Raw genomic sequence first — 17,759 nt, 5'->3', positions numbered from 1 at the left:
GTCCGACAGGGCGGGCACGCGGATGCGCCGATTCTTCGATGCGCCGTCCCGTCAGCTCCCGCTGACCGAGCTCCGCGATCGAGTCGCGGCGAACAACCAGTTGCTCCTCACGGTGATCGTCGCCGCGATCTTCCTGTCCGGCATCCCCGGCGGATGGCTGCCCGACGCACCCCAGTTCGCTCCCGGTGCGGTGCTCGTCATCGTCGCGGCCATCGCCAGTCTCGCCGTCCCCTGGTCGCGACTGCACCCTTCGTGGGTCGCGGTCATCCCACTGTGCGACATCGTCGCGATCGGGCTCATGCGGACCTCGGATGTCCCGGGTATCGGTCTCCTCTGGGCCTTCCCCACGATGTGGCTGTCGTCGATGGGGCGGTTGTGGTTCGTCGTCGCATGCGTCGGATCCATCGGGTCGTACTGGGTCGCACTCCTCTTCGTTCCGGACTTCGAGCTCACCTGGGCCGTCATCGTCCTCCCGGCGGTCGTCATCGCGATCGGTGCGTCGACCTACAACGCCACTCGACGCTTCCTTGCACAGCGCGCGCTGCTCGACCGGCAGGCGGAACGCCTGACAGCCGCGCTCCGGCATGCCAGCCGCCAAGAACAACTGCTGACCGAGGTGCTCGACACCGTCGACTTCGGCGTGCTCCGGATCGGGGCGGACGGCGAGATCACCTTCGTGAACGATGCCCTCGGACGGTTCCAGCGACGCATCCCGGGGTTCGGCAGACCCGATGGCACCGAGACGATCTTCGCGGCGGACGGCGAGACACCGCTCTCCTCCGAGGATCGGCCGCTGGCCCGCATCGTCCGGGGCGAGACGTTCGATGACGTCGTCGTCTGGTATTCCGTGTCCGACTCGCGTCGCGCGGCCCTCAGTCTCACCGCGCGACGGATGCGGGATGCCGACGGCAACCCTGCGGGCGTCGTCCTCGTCGCGCGCGACGTGACCGACGAGCGGACTGCTCTGAAGGCGCGCGACAGTCTCGTCGCGTCGGTGTCGCACGAGCTGCGCACACCGCTGACCTCGATCATCGGCTACCTCGAACTGGTGCTCGACACCGAGGACCTGCCCGAGAACGTGCACCGGCAGGTCGATGTCGCCTATCGCAACAGCGAGAGGCTTCTCGGCATCGTGTCGGGGATCCTCGCCGCGTCGACCGCCTCGAGGATGTCGGCCGAGGTGACGATATCCCCCGTCCTCCACGACCTCGGCGCGGTCGTGCGGGCCGCGGCATCCGACCTCACCCCGATCGCCCGCGAGCGAGCCATTCGCATCGATGTGGACGAGGTCGGTGACACCCCGGCGTTCATCGACCCCGCGCGCGTGCGTCAGGTCGTCGACAACCTCATCAGCAACGCGATCAAGTTCAACCGCGACGGCGGCTCGATCACGCTGAACAGCGCGACGGACGGCGATGTCTCCTGGTTCCTCGTGCGCGACACCGGGATCGGGCTCTCGCCGGAGGATCAGGACAGGCTGTTCGAGCGGTTCTTCCGAGCCGAGTCCGGGGTCGCCGGGACGGGTCTGGGGCTCGCGATCAGCCGCGAGATCGCGCGCGCGCACGGCGGCGACATCACGGTCACCTCGACGAAGGGAGTCGGGACGACCTTCATGGTCAGGCTCCCCGCGCATGCGACCAGTACGCCCGTTGCCGCTCAGGAGGGGGCCGCATGAAGCTCGACCTCTTCTCGGTGACCGTCATGACGGCCCTGGTCGCGTTCGTGGCGACGGGCATCTTCGTCATCGAGACCCTGCGGCGGCGCGACGCGGGCGCGGGCCGACTGTGGGCGGTCGCGTACCTCTGCGGCACGGCGACCGCCTTCGCGTACATCTCCTGGGCGGCCGGCATCGGGGGTGAGATCGCCATCGCGATCGGGAACTCCGCGTTCGTCCTCACTCCGGCGTTCATGTGGCTCGGCAATCGACGCTTCAACGATCGCCCCGTCACCTGGCCGTCGGTGGTCGTCGGCGTCCTCGCGGTGACGACGTTCCTGGCGGCCGTCATCCGCGTTCCGGTCGATGGAGCATGGGGCGGGTGGACCGTCATGGCCGCCCACATCGTGCTGTTCTTCCTCGCGGGTGGCTGGGAGGCGCTGCGAAGGCCCATGGGACGCATCGGCAATGCGAAGCTGCTCACAAGTGTCCTCTTCGCCGCAGCCGTGTACTACGCCGCGCGGCTCCTCTGCTTCGTCATCGATGGGCCGGAGGGCGCGTTCTTCCAGACCTGGTTCGGTTCCATCTCGGCGAACATCGCGACGGTCGTCCTGACCATGGTCGCGGTCGTCGTCACCTCGATCCTGCGCGCGACCAAGAGCGCGACGCAGCGTTACGAATGGCTCAGCGAGAACGGCGTGGCCTCCGACGGCATCCTGCTCGGGCGGACCTACCGCGACGCGCTTCGCGACATGGCGGAGCGCGCCGGGTGGCGTCAGGAACTCGTCAGCGTGATCGTCGTCCACGTCGACGGACTCGATGAAATGGCGGCCGCCTTCGGATCGGATGCCGCCGACGAGCTCGCCGCCCAATGGCGCCGGTCCGTGCGTCGACACGCGCCGGCCTCGGCGTTCGTGGGCGAGGACGGCGATTCCACACTCGCGGTCTGCGGTGTCGCCAGCACCGCGGCCGATGCGCGTCGTCAGGGCGCGGTGATCTACCGCGGCTGCATCGACGACCTCGCCGGCAACCCGACCGGACTCCTGCCCGTCGTCGGTGTCGGCATCGGACTGACCGAGACCGTCGGCTACGACACGGACGTGCTGATGGAGTCGGCGCGCGGCGCCGCGGTGCGCGCGTCGCGGAGCCTCGAGGCATCCGTCCTCTTCGGCGGACTGGATGAGGCGCGTTCTCACCTGACGTAGGCGGTCCGTGGCATCCTCGAGGGGTGCCACTCATCGCGTTGACCGGCGGAATCGCATCGGGGAAGTCCACCATCGCTCGCCGGCTGGCCGAGCGCGGGGCGGTCGTCGTCGACGCGGATGCGATCGTCCGGGACGTTCAACGGCCCGGCTCTCCGGTCCTCGACGCGATCGCGGCGGAGTTCGGACGGGACGTGCTGACAGCGGCGGGCGAGCTCGACCGTGCAGGCCTCGCCTCTCGGGTCTTCGGTGATCCGGATGCCGTGACTCGACTCAACGCGATCGTGCACCCCGCCGTGCGCGAGGAGTCGGCACGGCGCTTCCGCGCTGCGGTCGACGCCGACCCGCGAGCCGTCGTGGTCTACGACGTGCCGCTCCTGCTCGAGGCTCGCGCGGAGGACCCCTGGGAGCTGATCGTCGTCGCCCACGCACCAGCCGCGCTCCGCCGGGAACGGCTGATCTCCCTTCGTGGGATGACAGAGGCGGAGGCGGACGCGAGGCTGGCGGCGCAAGTCGACGACGCGCGGCGTCTGGCGATCGCGGACGTCGTCATCGACACGGCGGGCTCGATCGACGAGACGCTCGCGCAGACCGATGACCTCTGGGCTCGCCTCACGGCCTGACCCGCCCACGCCGACGGCGAACGCCGGAGCCGGTGTCGGGACCCCGGCCTACGCTGGATCCATGCAGACCACGCGATCCGTCCGGCCGTTCGAGGTCATCAGCGAGTACGTCCCGAGCGGCGACCAGCCGCAGGCGATCGCCGACCTCGCCGCGCGCATCAACGCGGGCGAGACCGACGTCGTCCTGCTCGGAGCCACCGGTACCGGAAAGTCCGCCACCACAGCGTGGCTCATCGAGCAGGTGCAGCGGCCGACCCTCGTGATGGCGCACAACAAGACGCTGGCGGCGCAGCTCGCGAACGAGTTCCGCGACCTCCTGCCGAACAACGCCGTCGAGTACTTCGTCAGCTACTACGACTACTACCAGCCCGAGGCCTACGTCCCGCAGACGGACACATTCATCGAGAAGGACTCCTCGATCAACGCCGAGGTCGAGCGTCTGCGCCACTCGACGACGAACTCGCTGCTGAGTCGTCGCGACGTGGTCGTGGTGTCGACCGTCTCGTGCATCTACGGCCTCGGCGCGCCGGAGGAGTACCTCCGCGCGATGGTGGCGCTGCAGGTGGGGGAGCGGTACGACCGCGACGCCCTCATCCGCAAATTCATCGCGATGCAGTACAACCGCAACGACGTCGACTTCTCGCGAGGCAACTTCCGCGTGCGCGGCGACACCATCGAGATCATCCCCGTGTACGAGGAGTTCGCGGTGCGGATCGAGCTGTTCGGTGACGAGATCGAAGCCCTGTACATGCTGCATCCGCTCACCGGCGACGTCGTGCAGAAGCTCGACAGCGTGCCGATCTTCCCCGCGTCCCACTACGTTGCGGGTACCGACACCGTGCAGCGGGCGATCGGGACGATCGAGCACGAACTCGAGGAGCGACTCAAGGAGTTCGAATCGCAGGGCAAGCTCCTCGAGGCGCAGCGTCTGCGCATGCGCACGACGTTCGACCTCGAGATGCTGCAGCAGCTCGGCTTCTGCTCCGGCATCGAGAACTACTCGCGGCACATCGACGGCCGGATGCCGGGGGAGGCTCCGCACACGCTCCTCGACTTCTTCCCCGACGACTTCCTGCTGGTGATCGACGAGTCCCACGTCACCGTGCCGCAGATCGGCGCCATGTACGAGGGGGATGCCTCCCGCAAGCGCACCCTCGTCGACCACGGCTTCCGGCTGCCGAGCGCGATGGACAACCGTCCGTTGCGCTTCGACGAGTTCAAGCAGCGCATCGGGCAGACCGTCTACCTCTCCGCGACTCCGGGGAAGTACGAGATGGGGATCGCCGACGGCGTGGTCGAGCAGATCATCCGGCCGACGGGTCTCATCGACCCGGAGATCATCGTCAAGCCGTCGAAGGGACAGATCGACGACCTGCTCGAGGAGATCCGCATCCGCGTCGGAAAGGACGAGCGCATCCTCGTGACGACGCTCACGAAGAAGATGGCCGAGGAGCTCACCGACTTCCTCGGCGAGCACGGGGTGCGCGTGCGCTATCTCCACTCCGACGTCGACACGCTCCGTCGCGTCGAGCTGTTGACCGAGCTGCGCCAGGGCGTCTACGACGTGCTCGTCGGCATCAACCTCCTGCGTGAAGGTCTCGACCTCCCCGAGGTGTCCCTCGTGGCGATCCTGGATGCCGACAAGGAGGGCTTCCTCCGATCCGGCACCTCCCTCATCCAGACGATCGGTCGCGCGGCGCGAAACGTGTCGGGTGAAGTGCACATGTACGCCGACAGGATCACCGATTCGATGGCCGCGGCCATCGATGAGACGGAACGACGCCGCGAGAAGCAGATCGCCTACAACCTCGAGCACGGCATCGATCCGCAGCCGCTGCGCAAGAAGATCGCCGACATCACCGACGCGCTCGCGCGAGAGGCGAGTGACACGCGCGACATGATGGACAGCCGCGGCAAGAGCAAGACGAAGTCGGGCAAGGGCAAGAGCCCGACCCCGCAGCTGCGGCGCGAAGGCATCGCCGCCGAGGGGGCGAACCAGCTCGAGGCGACCATCGAGGACCTCACCCGCCAGATGCTCGCGGCGGCGGACGAGCTCAAGTTCGAACTCGCCGGCCGGCTTCGCGACGAGGTCCAAGACCTCAAGAAGGAGCTGCGGGCGATGGAGCGGGCCGGTCACGCCTGACCGGCTCCCACGCCGATCAGGGGCAGTGCATGAGGGGGCGCTCGCCGGAGCGGTCGAACGTGTGCTGCGACATCGGCTGCCCGCACAGGGGGCAGGCGCGCTCCGTGCGGACCGGCTCCGGCTCGCTCTCGTACGGACCCACCGACGCGGGACCGGCGTAACGGATGAGGCGGCTGTTCCACCACGAGTAGAACCCGCCGGCGGCCCGGATCCGCTGACGCAGCGGCGGCCGTGATTCCCGTTCCTCGTTCATAATGATTAGTGTACTAACTATTAGGGGAGTGAGGACCATGATGGACGAGGACGTGCTGAAGCTGGAGAGCCAGCTCTGCTTCGCGATCGTGACGGCGGCGCGGAACGTCGTGTCGATCTACCGGCCGGTTCTCGAACCGCTCGGCCTCACCCATCCGCAGTACCTCGTGATGCTCGCACTGTGGGAGAAGGCGCCCCAGTCGCTGGGGGAGTTGGCCTCGACCCTCGCCGTCGAGCCGGCGAGTCTCTCCCCGACGATCAAGCGCCTCGAATCGCAGGGGCGTGTCGCCCGTCGACGCCGCACGAGCGATGAGCGCGTCCTCGACATCGGGCTGACCGAGGACGGACGTGCGCTGCGCGAACGCGCCCTCGACGTGCCCCGACAGATCATGGAGCGGGTCGGGCTCAGCATCGACGACGTGGCGCGTCTCCGTGACGGCCTGCAGCCCTTCGCCGGAGGGCGGGCGACGGTAGCGGACTGATCGCCCGGAGCGAAGACCGGAGCCCGTGTCGGTGGCCCAACCTAGGATTGACCGGTGCCCATCGTCCCCGTTCCCCACGCCTCCAAACTCAGTGTCCGCGGCGCTCGCGTCCACAATCTGAAGAACGTCGACCTCGAGATCCCGCGCGACTCGCTCGTCGTGTTCACCGGCCTGTCTGGGTCGGGCAAGTCGAGCCTCGCCTTCGACACGATCTTCGCCGAGGGTCAACGCCGGTACATCGAGTCGCTCAGCTCCTACGCGCGGCAGTTCCTGGGTCAGGTGGACCGTCCGGACGTCGACTTCATCGAAGGACTCAGCCCTGCCGTCTCGATCGACCAGAAGTCGACCAACCGGAACCCTCGGTCGACGGTGGGCACGATCACCGAGATCAACGACTACATGCGACTGCTGTGGGCGCGGGTCGGCGTGCCCCACTGCCCCGAGTGCGGTGAGCGCATCCAGCGCCAGACGGTCCAGCAGATCGCCGACCAGCTCATGGAGCTGCCCGAGCGGACGAGGTACCAGATCGTCGCTCCCGTCGTCTCGCAGAAGAAGGGCGAATTCGTCGACCTCTTCAAGGAGCTGTCGGCGAAGGGCTACGCCCGCGCGATCGTCGACGGCGAGGCCGTGCAGCTGGCCGAGCCCCCGACGCTGAAGAAGAGCTACAAGCACGACATCGCCGTCGTCGTCGACCGCCTCGTGGCGAGCCCCGACATCCTGACCCGTGTCACCGACTCGGTGGAGACGGCGCTCGGCCTGGCCGGCGGCATCCTGCAGGTCAACTTCGTCGACGAAGAGGGTGACGACGCCTGGCAGAGCTACAGCGAGAAGCTGGCCTGTCCGAACGGCCACCCGCTCCAGCTGACCGAGATCGAGCCTCGGACGTTCTCGTTCAACGCACCGTTCGGTGCCTGCCCGGCGTGCTCCGGGCTGGGCACGCGTATGTCCGTCGACACCGAGCTGCTCCTCGGCGACGAGGAGCTCTCCATCGCCGAGGGAGTCATCGTCCCGTGGACGACGCAGGGCAAGGGCCTGTTCCAGTACTACGAGCGTCTGCTCGTCGGGCTCGCCGACGACCTCGGCTTCTCCCTCGACACCCCGTGGAAGGACCTGCCCGCCGACATCCAGGACGCGGTCCTCTCGGGCGAGAACTACAAGGTCACGGTCAAGTGGAAGAACCGCTACGGACGTGAGATGCGGTACGCGTCCGGGTTCGAGGGAGTGATCCCCTACATCGAGCGTCAGTTCACTCAGGCCGAGACCGACACGCAGCGACAGCGGTGGTCTGAGTTCCTGCGCGAAGTGCCGTGCCCCGTCTGCAACGGCGACCGTCTCAAGCCCGAGGTCCTCTCGGTCCTCGTCCACGGGCACTCGATCGCGGATGCCTCGCGCCTGAGCCTCGGCGAGGCGCAGGCCTTCTTCGCCGACATGGCCCTCACCGATCGCGAGGCGACGATCGCGGCCGCGGTGCTCCGCGAGATCCGCGCCCGTCTCGACTTCCTCATCCAGGTGGGACTGAACTACCTGAGCCTCAGTCGCGCCGCCGGTTCGCTCTCGGGTGGTGAGGCGCAGCGCATCCGTCTGGCGACGCAGATCGGCTCCGGCCTGACAGGGGTGCTCTACGTCCTCGACGAGCCCTCGATCGGACTCCACCAGCGCGACAACCGTCGACTCATCGAGACGCTCGTGCGACTCAAGAGTCTCGGGAACACGCTCGTCGTCGTCGAGCACGACGAAGAGACCATCCACGCGGCCGACTGGATCGTCGACATCGGCCCGCGCGCCGGTGTCGAGGGCGGCAACGTGGTCCACTCCGGTCCCGTCGACCAGCTTCTGACCGACGAGGAGTCCATCACGGGCGCCTACCTCAGCGGACGCCGCGCGATCGCCATGCCGAAGAAGCGTCGGAAGATCGACAAGGGCCGGCAGCTGCGTGTCGTCGGTGCGCGCGCGAACAACCTCCAGAACGTCACGGTGGACTTCCCGCTGGGCGTCCTGACCGCCGTCACGGGGGTGAGCGGGTCGGGCAAGTCGTCTCTCGTGAACGGCATCCTCTACGAAGTCCTCGCGACCAAGCTCAACGGGGCACGTCGCGTCGCCGGCAAGCACACCCGCGTGACCGGCCTCGAGCACCTCGACAAGGTCGTCCACGTCGATCAGGCACCCATCGGACGGACGCCCCGCTCGAACCCCGCCACGTACACCGGCGTCTTCGACCGGATCAGGTCGCTGTTCGCCGAGACGACCGAGGCGAAGACGCGCGGCTACCAGCCCGGGCGCTTCAGCTTCAACGTCAAGGGTGGACGCTGCGAGGCGTGCTCGGGCGACGGCACGATCAAGATCGAGATGAACTTCCTGCCCGACGTCTACGTCGACTGCGAGGTGTGCCACGGCCAGCGCTACAACCGCGACACCCTGACGGTCCACTACAAGGGCAAGAACATCGCCGAGGTCCTCAACATGCCGATCTCCGAGGCGGCCGAGTTCTTCGAACCGATCCAGGCGATCCACCGGTACCTCAAGACGCTCGTCGACGTCGGCCTGGGCTACGTCCGGCTCGGGCAGTCCGCGACGACGCTTTCGGGCGGCGAGGCTCAGCGTGTCAAGCTCGCCACCGAACTCCAGCGTCGATCGAACGGCAGGACGATCTACGTGCTCGATGAGCCGACCACGGGTCTCCACTTCGAGGACGTCCAGCGCCTGCTCGAGGTCCTGAACAGCCTCGTCGACAAGGGTAACTCGGTCCTCGTCATCGAGCACAACCTCGACGTCATCAAGTCGTCGGACTGGGTCATCGACCTCGGCCCCGAGGGCGGGTCCGGCGGCGGCACGATCGTCGCGACGGGCACGCCGGAGCAGGTCGCGGCGGTTCCCGAGAGCCACACGGGTCAGTTCCTCGCCGAGCTCTTGGACGTGGCGCCCGCGCGCAAGGCGGGCTGAGGTGGCGTCCGTCCTGCCGTACAAGCCGAAGCCGGGGGAGATCCCCACCGACCCCGGCGTCTATCGGTTCCTCGACGCGGATGGCCGGATCCTGTACGTCGGCAAGGCGAAGAACCTGCGGGCGCGGCTGTCGAACTACTTCGCCCCGCTGCACACGCTGCACGAGCGCACGCGGCGCATGGTCACGACGGCCGCGAAGGTCGAGTGGACGGTCGTGGCGACCGACATCGATTCGCTGCAACTCGAGTACACGTGGATCCAGGAGTACTCGCCGCCGTTCAACGTCCGGTACAAGGACGACAAGTCCTACCCGTACATGGCGGTGACTCTCGGCGACGAGGCGCCGCGGGTGATCGTGACACGGAACCGCCGCATCCGTGGTGCGAAGTACTTCGGCCCGTACCCCAAGGTGTGGGCGGTCCACGACACGATCGATCAGCTGATCAAGGTGTTCCCGATCCGCACGTGCAGTGACTCGTCGTACAAGAAGGCCATGGCGACGGGGCGGCCGTGCTTCCCCGGCCAGATCGGCCGATGCGGCGGCCCGTGCTCGATGAAGGTCACCATCGAGGAGCATCGCGCGATCGTCGACGACTTCATCGCCTTCATGTCAGGCAGCGATAAGCGCTACACGAAGCGGATGGAAGCGCGCATGCGCGAAGCGGCGGCCGCGATGGACTACGAGACCGCGGCCTCGTACCGCGACAAGCTGCAGGCTCTCGACGCCGTCCTCAACCGCAGCGCGCTCGTCCTCAGTGAGGACACGGATGCCGATCTGTTCGGCGTCGCCGAGGACGAGCTGTCCGCGGCGGTGCAGCACTTCATCGTCCGCGGCGGGCGGGTGCGCGGCGTGCGCGCGACGACGATCGACAAGGAGCTCGATATCGCGGGGCCGGAGCTGGTCGACCAGATCCTCCAGCGCGCGTACGGAGCCGCCGGGGCCGAGGACATCCCGCGTCAGGTGCTCGTCCCGACTCTGCCCGACGACACCGCGGAGCTCGAGGAGTGGCTGCAGTCCCGGCGCGGCAAGAAGGTCGCCGTCCAGATCGCGCAGCGCGGTCAGAAGGCGGACCTCATGCGCACAGCGACCCTCAACGCGCAGCAGGCGCTCATGCTCCACAAGACCCGCAGGACGAGCGATTACACGTCCCGCACCAAGGCGCTCACCGATCTGCAGGAGGCCCTGGGGATGTCCGAGGCGCCGCTGCGGATCGAGTGCTTCGACGTCTCCCACCTCGGGGGGACGGGTGTGGTCGCCTCGATGGTGGTGTTCGAGGACGGCCTGCCCCGCAAGGATCAGTACCGTTCCTTTTCGGTGAACGAGACCACCGACGACACCGACTCGATGTACCAGGTGCTCATGCGGCGTCTGGCCCACATCGACCGCGATGAGGCCGAGCAGGAGGCCATCGACCCGATGGCTGACGGTGAGGTGGACACCACGCGCAAGCGGCCCCGCTTCGCCTACCGTCCTCAGCTGCTCCTCGTCGACGGCGGCCAGCCGCAGGTGGCGGCCGCCGCTCGGGCCCTGCGCGACGCAGGTCACGAAGAGATCGCGCTCTGCGGGATCGCGAAGCGCCTCGAGGAGGTCTGGTTGCCGGACGACGACTTCCCCGTCATCCTCCCGCGGTCCTCCGAGGCCCTCTACCTGCTGCAACGCCTGCGCGACGAGGCTCACCGCTTCGCGATCACGCATCAGCGCAAGAAGCGCGGGCGTGACATCACGACGGTCCTGGCCGAGGTCCCGGGCCTGGGGGAGGCGCGTATCAAGGCGCTGCTCCGGCACTTCGGATCGGTCAGCAAGTTGAAGCAGGCGACCCCGGAGGAGATCCAGGAGCTTCCCGGTATCGGTCCGCGCCTGGCCTCCAGCATCCACTCGCATCTGGCCGTCGGGTCGGTCACTGCCGGATCCGGTGGTTAGGCTGGGACCACACGCGTGGAAGGCGGGACGGGCATGAACGGCCAGACGGCGGGCGAGGTCCTGATCGTCACCGGCATGTCCGGAGCAGGACGCACCACAGCGGCGAACGCCCTCGAGGACCTCGACTGGTACGTCGTGGACAACCTCCCGCCGCAGATGCTGTCCCACCTGCTCGATCTGACCGCTCTCGCCGCGGATGCCCTGCCCAAGGTCGCAGCGGTCGTGGACGTTCGCGGCCGCCAGCTGTTCGGCGAGCTGCCGTCGGTGACCCGATCGCTCCGCGACGGACGCCAGCTGCGCGTCCTGTTCCTGGATGCCTCCGACGACGTCCTCGTCCGCCGGTTCGAGGCGGTGCGACGGCCGCACCCGCTCCAGGGCGAGGGAACGATCCTCGACGGCATCCGGCGGGAGCGCGAACGCGTCGCCGCCATCCGCGAAGCCGCGGATGTCATCGTCGACACGAGCGGGCTGAACATCCACCAGCTGGCGAATCGGATCGTCGATCTCTTCAGCGCCGACGGGGATGCCCGTCACACCGTCACGGTCATGAGTTTCGGCTTCAAGTACGGGCTCCCGCCCGACGTCGACCTCGTGGCGGACATGCGCTTCCTGCCCAACCCGTACTGGGAACCCTCGCTGCGGGCCCTGACGGGGGAGGACGAGGACGTGCGGGACTTCGTCCTCGGCCAGCACGGTGCGAGAGAGTTCATCGACGCCTATGCCGCCGCCCTCCACCCGGTCCTGCAGGGCTATCAGCGGGAGAACAAGCGCCACTCCGTCATCGCCATCGGATGCACCGGAGGCAAGCACCGCTCGGTCGTCACGTCGATCGAGCTCGCCGAACGATTGGCCGTGGAGCAGGGTGTCGCGGTGAGGGTCACGCACCGTGACCTGGGTCGCGAGTGAGCAGTGCGCGAGTAAGCTGATCCTTTGTCCCCGATCGCCCCCACCGAAGGATCCCCGTGCCGCTGACTGCTGACGTGAAGACGGAACTCACCTCGGTGCGAGACCCGCGGCCCACCGCACGCGTCGCAGAACTCACCACGATCCTGCGCTTCTCCGGCGGCCTCCACTCGATCGCCGGCCGCGTCGCCGTCGAGGCCGAGGTCGAGACGGACGTGCTCGCCCGCCGGGTCGCCCGCGACCTCGTCGAGATCTACGGCGTCCGCCCTGAACTCGCCCACGTGCAGTCGTCGGGTGGGCGCTCCGCCAACCTCGTCGCCGTCCGCGTCATCGAGGGCGGCGAGACCCTCGCGCGGCAGACCGGACTACTCGACAACCGACGACGCCCGGTCCGCGGTCTCCCCAACAAGCTCACCACCGGCGCCCGTCCCGACCTGGCCGCCGTGTGGCGCGGGGCGTTCCTCGCCGCGGGCAGTCTCTCGGACCCCGGGCGTTCCGCCGCCCTAGAAGTCGCCTGCCCCTCGGGGGAGGCCGCCATGGCGCTCGTGGGCGCCGCTCACCGCCTCGGCATCGCCGCGAAGGCCCGCGAGGTGCGCGGCGTGCCCCGTGTCGTCGTCCGCGACGGCGAGGCGATCCGCGCCACCCTGCTCATGATGGGTGCGCAGAAGACCGCCGCCGCGTGGGAGGAGATGCGCCAGCGCAGGGAGGTGCGTGCCGGCGTGAACCGCCTCGTCAATTTCGACGACGCGAACCTCCGTCGCTCCGCGCAGGCAGCCGTCGCCGCCTGCGCCCGCGTCGAGCGCGCGCTCGAGATCCTCGGCGACACCGTGCCGGACCACCTGAAGCAGGCCGGAGATCTGCGCCTCGCCCATCGGGACGCGAGTCTCGACGAGCTCGGCCATCACGCCGATCCGCCGATGACGAAGGATGCCGTGGCGGGCCGCATCCGGCGCCTCCTCGCCATGGCCGACAAGAAGGCCGCGCAGGACGGCATCCCGGACACCGAGTCCGCCGTTCCCGCCGGCCTCGAAGACTGACGGGATACATCCCCTCTTCCCGGGAAGCAACCGGGTGCCCGGTGGGTTGGCCCTCAATAGGATGAATCCGACCGGCTGCGCCGTGTGCGCAGCACCGACAGAAGGAAGAGGACATGGCGAAGTACACCCTGCCTGAGCTCCCGTACGACTACTCCGCTCTCGAGCCGAGCATCAGTGGCAAGATCATGGAGCTTCACCACTCGAAGCACCACCAGGCCTACGTGACGGGCGCGAACACCGCCCTCGAACAGCTCGCCGAGGCGCGCGAGACCGGAAACCTCGCGAACGTCAACAAGCTCGAGAAGGACCTCGCGTTCAACCTCGGCGGACACGTCAACCACTCGATCTTCTGGACCAACCTCGCCCCTGCGTCGCAGGGCGGCGGCGGCGAGCCCGAGGGCGAGCTCCGTTCCGCGATCGACGAGTTCTTCGGCGGTTTCGACAAGTTCCAGGCGCACTTCACGGCGGCAGCCACCGGCATCCAGGGATCGGGCTGGGCCGTGCTCAGCTGGGATCCGATCGGTGAGCAGCTCATCATCCAGCAGCTCTTCGACCAGCAGTCGAACACGGCGCAGGGCACCGTCCCGATCTTCCAGCTCGACATGTGGGAGCACGCCTTCTACCTCGACTACCTCAACGTCAAGGCGGACTACGTCAAGGCGGCGTGGAACATCGCGAACTGGCAGAACGTCGCACAGCGTCTCGACGCCGCGCGTGAGAAGACGGCGGGCCTGCTCTAGTAGTAGGGTCGTTCACAGGTGAGGATGCCGGGCTCCTCCCGGCAACGGGGGCTGAGCCCCGGCATCCTCTCTCATTTCCAGCACATCGCGGGTCGACCCCGTTCATGGGGCGTGCGCGAAGAAAAACGGGAGACAACGTGTCTGTCAAGATCGGCATCAACGGCTTCGGCCGTATCGGACGCAACTTCCTTCGCGCGGCGCTCGCGCAGGGAGCTGACCTGGAGATCGTGGCGGTGAACGACCTCACCGACAACAAGAGCCTCGCTCACCTCCTCAAGTACGACTCCGTCGGCGGTCGCCTCGACGCCGAGGTCTCGTACACCGAGGACTCGATCACGGTCAACGGCAAGACCATCAAGGTCTTCGAAGAGCGCGACCCCGCCAACCTCCCCTGGGGCGACCTGGGCGTCGACATCGTCATCGAGTCGACCGGTCGTTTCACCAAGGCCGCAGACGCCAAGAAGCACATCGCCGGCGGCGCCAAGAAGGTCATCATCTCGGCTCCCGGCACCGACGTCGACGGCACGTTCGTCATGGGCGTCAACGACGGCACGTACGACTCCGAGACGATGCACGTCATCTCGAACGCGTCCTGCACCACGAACTGCCTCGCGCCCATCGCCAAGGTCTTCAACGACAACTTCGGCATCGAGCGCGGCTTCATGATGACGGCCCACGCCTACACCGCCGACCAGAACCTCCAGGACGGCCCCCACGGCGACCTGCACCGCGCCCGCGCAGCGGCGATCAACATCGTCCCCGCCGCGACCGGTGCCGCGAAGGCCATCGGCCTGGTCCTGCCCGAGCTGAACGGCAAGCTCAGCGGCTCGTCGTACCGCGTGCCCGTGCCCACCGGCTCGATCGTCGACCTCACGGTCGTCACCCCGACCGAGGGCCTGACTGCCGAGGTCATCAACGCCGCGTTCGAGAAGGCCGCTGCCGAGGGCGACCTCGTCGGGTACATGAAGTACAACACCGACGCGATCGTCTCCAGCGACATCCAGCTCGACCCGCACTCGTCGGTGTTCGACGCCGGCCAGACCAACGTGTCGGGCAACCTGGTCAAGATCTCGTCCTGGTACGACAACGAGTGGGGCTACTCGAACCGCCTCGTCGACCTCACCGAGCTCGTCGCCAGCAAGCTCTGACGATGGCTCTGCGCACCCTCGATTCGCTGGGTTCGCTCGCAGGCAAGCGCGTCATCGTCCGTGTCGACTTCAACGTCCCCCTGAAGGACGGCGTCATCACGGACGATGGCCGCGTGCGTGCGGCCATCCCCACGCTCCGCGCGTTGGTCGAGCAGGGGGCGCGCGTCATCGCGGTCTCCCACCTCGGCCGCCCCGACGGCGCACCGGACGCGACGTACAGCCTCGCTCCGGTCGCGTCGCGTCTGTCCGAGCTGCTCGGCCAGGAGGTCGCGTTCGCGACCGACACCGTCGGCGACTCGGCTCGTGACGTCGTCGCCGCCCTCGCGGACGGTCAGGTCGCCGTCCTCGAGAACCTCCGCTTCAACGCGGGGGAGACGGCTAAGGATGACTCGGCCCGCCGCGCCTTCGCCGAGCAGCTCGCCGCCCACGGCGACGCGCTCGTCTCGGACGGGTTCGGTGTCGTGCACCGCAAGCAGGCGTCGGTCTACGACCTCGCCGAGCTCCTGCCGTCCGCTGCCGGCCTTCTGATCGAGAAGGAGGTCGACGTCCTCGACCGCCTCACCGAACGCCCTGAGCGTCCCTACGCGGTCGTTCTGGGCGGTTCCAAGGTCAGCGACAAGCTCGGCGTCATCGAGCACCTCCTGCCGCGCGTGGACAAGATCCTCGTCGGCGGCGGCATGCTCTTCACCTTCCTCGCGGCCCAGGGCCACAAGGTCGGCAAGAGCCTCCTCGAGGTCGACCAGCTCGACACCGTCCGCGGCTACATGGAGACGGCGCGCGAGCGCGGCGTCGAGCTGATCCTGCCGGTCGACGCCGTGATGGCGTCGGGCTTCGCGGCGGACGCGGACCACGTCGTGGCATCCGCCGACGCCCTCGAGGACACCGACTTCGGTGCCGACGGCATGGGACTGGACATCGGCCCGAAGACGGCGGAGCAGTTCGCCGAGGCGATCCGCGGCGCGAAGACGGTCTTCTGGAACGGCCCGATGGGCGTGTTCGAGATGGAGGCCTTCGCCGCCGGGACGAAGACGGTCGCACAGGCGCTCACCGAGGTCGACGGTCTGTCGGTCGTCGGCGGCGGCGATTCGGCCGCTGCCGTCCGGCAGCTCGGCTTCGCCGACGACGATTTCGGCCACATCTCCACCGGTGGTGGAGCCAGCCTCGAGTTCCTCGAGGGTAAGAAGCTGCCCGGATTGGAGATCCTCGGATGGGAAGCGTGACCCGTAAGCCGCTCATCGCCGGCAACTGGAAGATGAACCTCGACCACCTGCAGGCGGTCGCGTTCGTCCAGAAGCTGCATTGGACGCTGAAGGATGCGGCGCACGAGACCGACTCGGTCGAGGTGGCGGTCTTCCCGCCGTTCACCGACATCCGCACCGTGCAGACGCTCATGGACGCCGACAAGATCCCGTTCGCCCTCGGCGCGCAGGACGTGTCGGCGAAGGATTCTGGAGCGTACACGGGCGAGGTCTCGGGCGCGTTCCTGAAGAAGCTCGACGTGCACTACGTGATCATCGGTCACTCGGAGCGTCGCGAGTACCACGCGGAGTCCGACGAGATCGTCGCCGGAAAGGTGCAGGCCGCGCTCCGGCACGGTCTCGTGCCCGTGATCTGCGTCGGTGAGACGCTCGAGCAGCGCGAGGAGTCCGGCCCCACGGCCGTGTCCGTCGCGCAGCTGCGCGCCGCCCTCGAGGGTGTCGCGTCGGACGCGGACATCGTCGTGGCGTACGAGCCCGTCTGGGCGATCGGCACCGGCCAGGTCGCATCGCCCGAGCAGGCTCAGGAAGTCTGCGCGGCGCTGCGATCGGTGGTCGCGGATTCCCAGGGGGATGCCGCAGCCGAGCGCACCCGCATCCTCTACGGCGGATCGGTCAAGTCGGGCAACATCGCCAGCTTCATGCGCGAGCCCGACGTCGATGGAGCCCTCGTCGGCGGTGCCAGCCTGCTGGCGGACGAGTTCGCCGCGATCATCCGATACCAGAAGCACGTCGGCGTATGACCTCGAGGGGTGCGGCGTCTCACGGCGTCGCACCGCTCAGCCGGTATACTCGTGCGAACGCCGAGTCATTCGGCGACCCGAAAGGCTTTCAACGACTGTGGACATCCTCCAGCTTGTGCTGCAGGTGCTGCTGGGACTCACCAGCCTCCTGCTCACGCTCCTGATCCTTCTGCACAAGGGCCGCGGCGGCGGCCTCTCCGACATGTTCGGCGGCGGTATGAGCTCGGCGATGGGCTCTTCGGGCCTCGCTGAGCGCAACCTCAACCGCTTCACGGTCGTCCTGGCGCTCGTGTGGTTCGTCTCGATCGTGGCCCTCGGCTTGATCACGAAGTTCCAGAGCATCTGATGGCGACCGGGGGGAACGCGATTCGGGGCACCCGCGTGGGTGCGGGCCCGATGGGGGAGCAGGACCACGGTCACCACGCCGACCGTGTGGCGGTCTCGTACTGGGACGCCCTCGGAAACGAGACGGTGCGCTATTTCGCAGCCGGCATCGCCGAGGACGAGATCCCCGAGACGATCGACTCCCCGCACTCCGGTCTTCCGGCAGGTCGCGACAAGGCCAATCCGCCGGCGCTGGCCAAGACCGAGCCGTACAAGACGCACCTCGCGTACGTGAAGGAGCGGCGCTCCGACGAAGAAGCGGAGTCGATCCTCGGCGACGCTCTACAGCAGCTGCGCGAGCGGCGCGGTCAGGACTGAGCGGCGCTCGACG

At 68.1% G+C, this 17,759-nt stretch carries 16 protein-coding genes; 15 read left to right on the top strand and 1 reads right to left on the bottom strand.

Going from position 1 to position 17,759, the window contains the following annotated elements; genetic code table 11:
• Positions 1–22: 22 nt before the first annotated feature.
• The 4 genes from Q9S78_RS13045 (at position 23) to uvrB (ending at position 5,622) form a co-directional block, all read left to right on the top strand.
• Positions 23–1,675 carry a sensor histidine kinase gene (locus tag Q9S78_RS13045; RefSeq protein ID WP_311870589.1) on the top strand — a complete coding sequence of 551 codons (1,653 nt, stop codon included), beginning with the start codon at positions 23–25 and terminating at the stop codon, positions 1,673–1,675.
• Positions 1,672–2,859, top strand: a complete 1,188-nt coding sequence (locus Q9S78_RS13040; RefSeq protein ID WP_311870588.1) for a diguanylate cyclase — start codon at positions 1,672–1,674, stop codon at positions 2,857–2,859. The genes Q9S78_RS13045 and Q9S78_RS13040 overlap by 4 nt, the downstream gene beginning before the upstream one ends.
• A 23-nt stretch (positions 2,860–2,882) precedes the next feature.
• Positions 2,883–3,479 carry a dephospho-CoA kinase gene (gene coaE, locus Q9S78_RS13035; RefSeq protein ID WP_311856331.1) on the top strand — a complete coding sequence of 199 codons (597 nt, stop codon included), beginning with the start codon at positions 2,883–2,885 and terminating at the stop codon, positions 3,477–3,479.
• Between the two features lie 61 nt (positions 3,480–3,540).
• Positions 3,541–5,622, top strand: a complete 2,082-nt coding sequence (uvrB, locus tag Q9S78_RS13030) for an excinuclease ABC subunit UvrB (protein ID WP_018186495.1) — start codon at positions 3,541–3,543, stop codon at positions 5,620–5,622.
• Positions 5,623–5,638: 16 nt separating this feature from the next.
• Here uvrB and Q9S78_RS13025 read toward each other — a convergent pair whose 3' ends face one another.
• A complete protein-coding gene (locus Q9S78_RS13025) occupies positions 5,639–5,875 on the bottom strand; it encodes a hypothetical protein (protein WP_018186496.1) in 237 nt (78 codons plus the stop codon).
• 40 nt (positions 5,876–5,915) lie between these two features.
• On the opposite strand from Q9S78_RS13025, the gene Q9S78_RS13020 reads away from it, so the two are divergent.
• The 11 genes from Q9S78_RS13020 to Q9S78_RS12970 all read left to right on the top strand — a co-directional run bounded on the left by Q9S78_RS13020 (position 5,916) and on the right by Q9S78_RS12970 (position 17,746).
• Entirely contained in the window at positions 5,916–6,356 is a 441-nt protein-coding gene (locus tag Q9S78_RS13020) for a MarR family winged helix-turn-helix transcriptional regulator (RefSeq protein ID WP_311870721.1), read from the top strand.
• A 54-nt stretch (positions 6,357–6,410) separates the two neighbouring features.
• Positions 6,411–9,296 carry an excinuclease ABC subunit UvrA gene (gene uvrA / locus Q9S78_RS13015; protein WP_018186498.1) on the top strand — a complete coding sequence of 962 codons (2,886 nt, stop codon included), beginning with the start codon at positions 6,411–6,413 and terminating at the stop codon, positions 9,294–9,296.
• 1 nt (position 9,297) lies between these two features.
• Positions 9,298–11,217: an excinuclease ABC subunit UvrC gene (gene uvrC, locus Q9S78_RS13010; RefSeq protein WP_311870587.1), complete on the top strand. Its 1,920-nt coding sequence runs from the start codon at positions 9,298–9,300 to the stop codon at positions 11,215–11,217.
• A 33-nt stretch (positions 11,218–11,250) separates the two neighbouring features.
• Positions 11,251–12,123, top strand: a complete 873-nt coding sequence (rapZ, locus tag Q9S78_RS13005) for an RNase adapter RapZ (protein WP_116229251.1) — start codon at positions 11,251–11,253, stop codon at positions 12,121–12,123.
• A 56-nt stretch (positions 12,124–12,179) separates the two neighbouring features.
• Positions 12,180–13,157: a DNA-binding protein WhiA gene (gene whiA, locus Q9S78_RS13000; RefSeq protein ID WP_018186501.1), complete on the top strand. Its 978-nt coding sequence runs from the start codon at positions 12,180–12,182 to the stop codon at positions 13,155–13,157.
• 113 nt (positions 13,158–13,270) lie between these two features.
• Positions 13,271–13,897, top strand: a complete 627-nt coding sequence (locus tag Q9S78_RS12995; RefSeq protein WP_020097512.1) for a superoxide dismutase — start codon at positions 13,271–13,273, stop codon at positions 13,895–13,897.
• Between the two features lie 137 nt (positions 13,898–14,034).
• Positions 14,035–15,045 carry a type I glyceraldehyde-3-phosphate dehydrogenase gene (gap, locus tag Q9S78_RS12990; protein WP_018186503.1) on the top strand — a complete coding sequence of 337 codons (1,011 nt, stop codon included), beginning with the start codon at positions 14,035–14,037 and terminating at the stop codon, positions 15,043–15,045.
• A 2-nt stretch (positions 15,046–15,047) separates the two neighbouring features.
• Positions 15,048–16,265, top strand: a complete 1,218-nt coding sequence (locus Q9S78_RS12985; RefSeq protein WP_020097511.1) for a phosphoglycerate kinase — start codon at positions 15,048–15,050, stop codon at positions 16,263–16,265.
• The gene (gene tpiA, locus Q9S78_RS12980; protein WP_311870583.1) at positions 16,253–17,044 is read left to right on the top strand and encodes a triose-phosphate isomerase; all 792 of its coding nucleotides are present in this window, start codon (positions 16,253–16,255) and stop codon (positions 17,042–17,044) included. Before Q9S78_RS12985 ends, tpiA begins: the two co-directional genes overlap by 13 nt.
• A gap of 97 nt (positions 17,045–17,141) precedes the next feature.
• On the top strand, positions 17,142–17,390 hold the full coding sequence (secG, locus tag Q9S78_RS12975) for a preprotein translocase subunit SecG (protein WP_018186506.1): 249 nt from the start codon (positions 17,142–17,144) through the stop codon (positions 17,388–17,390).
• Complete coding sequence (locus tag Q9S78_RS12970) at positions 17,390–17,746, top strand: RNA polymerase-binding protein RbpA (RefSeq protein ID WP_018186507.1); 357 nt, start codon at positions 17,390–17,392, stop codon at positions 17,744–17,746. Before secG ends, Q9S78_RS12970 begins: the two co-directional genes overlap by 1 nt.
• Positions 17,747–17,759 lie beyond the last annotated feature (13 nt).

This window comes from Microbacterium aquilitoris (assembly GCF_031932285.1).
Classification (GTDB): domain Bacteria; phylum Actinomycetota; class Actinomycetes; order Actinomycetales; family Microbacteriaceae; genus Microbacterium; species Microbacterium aquilitoris.
Note: the sequence above shows the minus strand (reverse complement) of the source record. Positions and strands in the feature narration are given on the sequence as shown.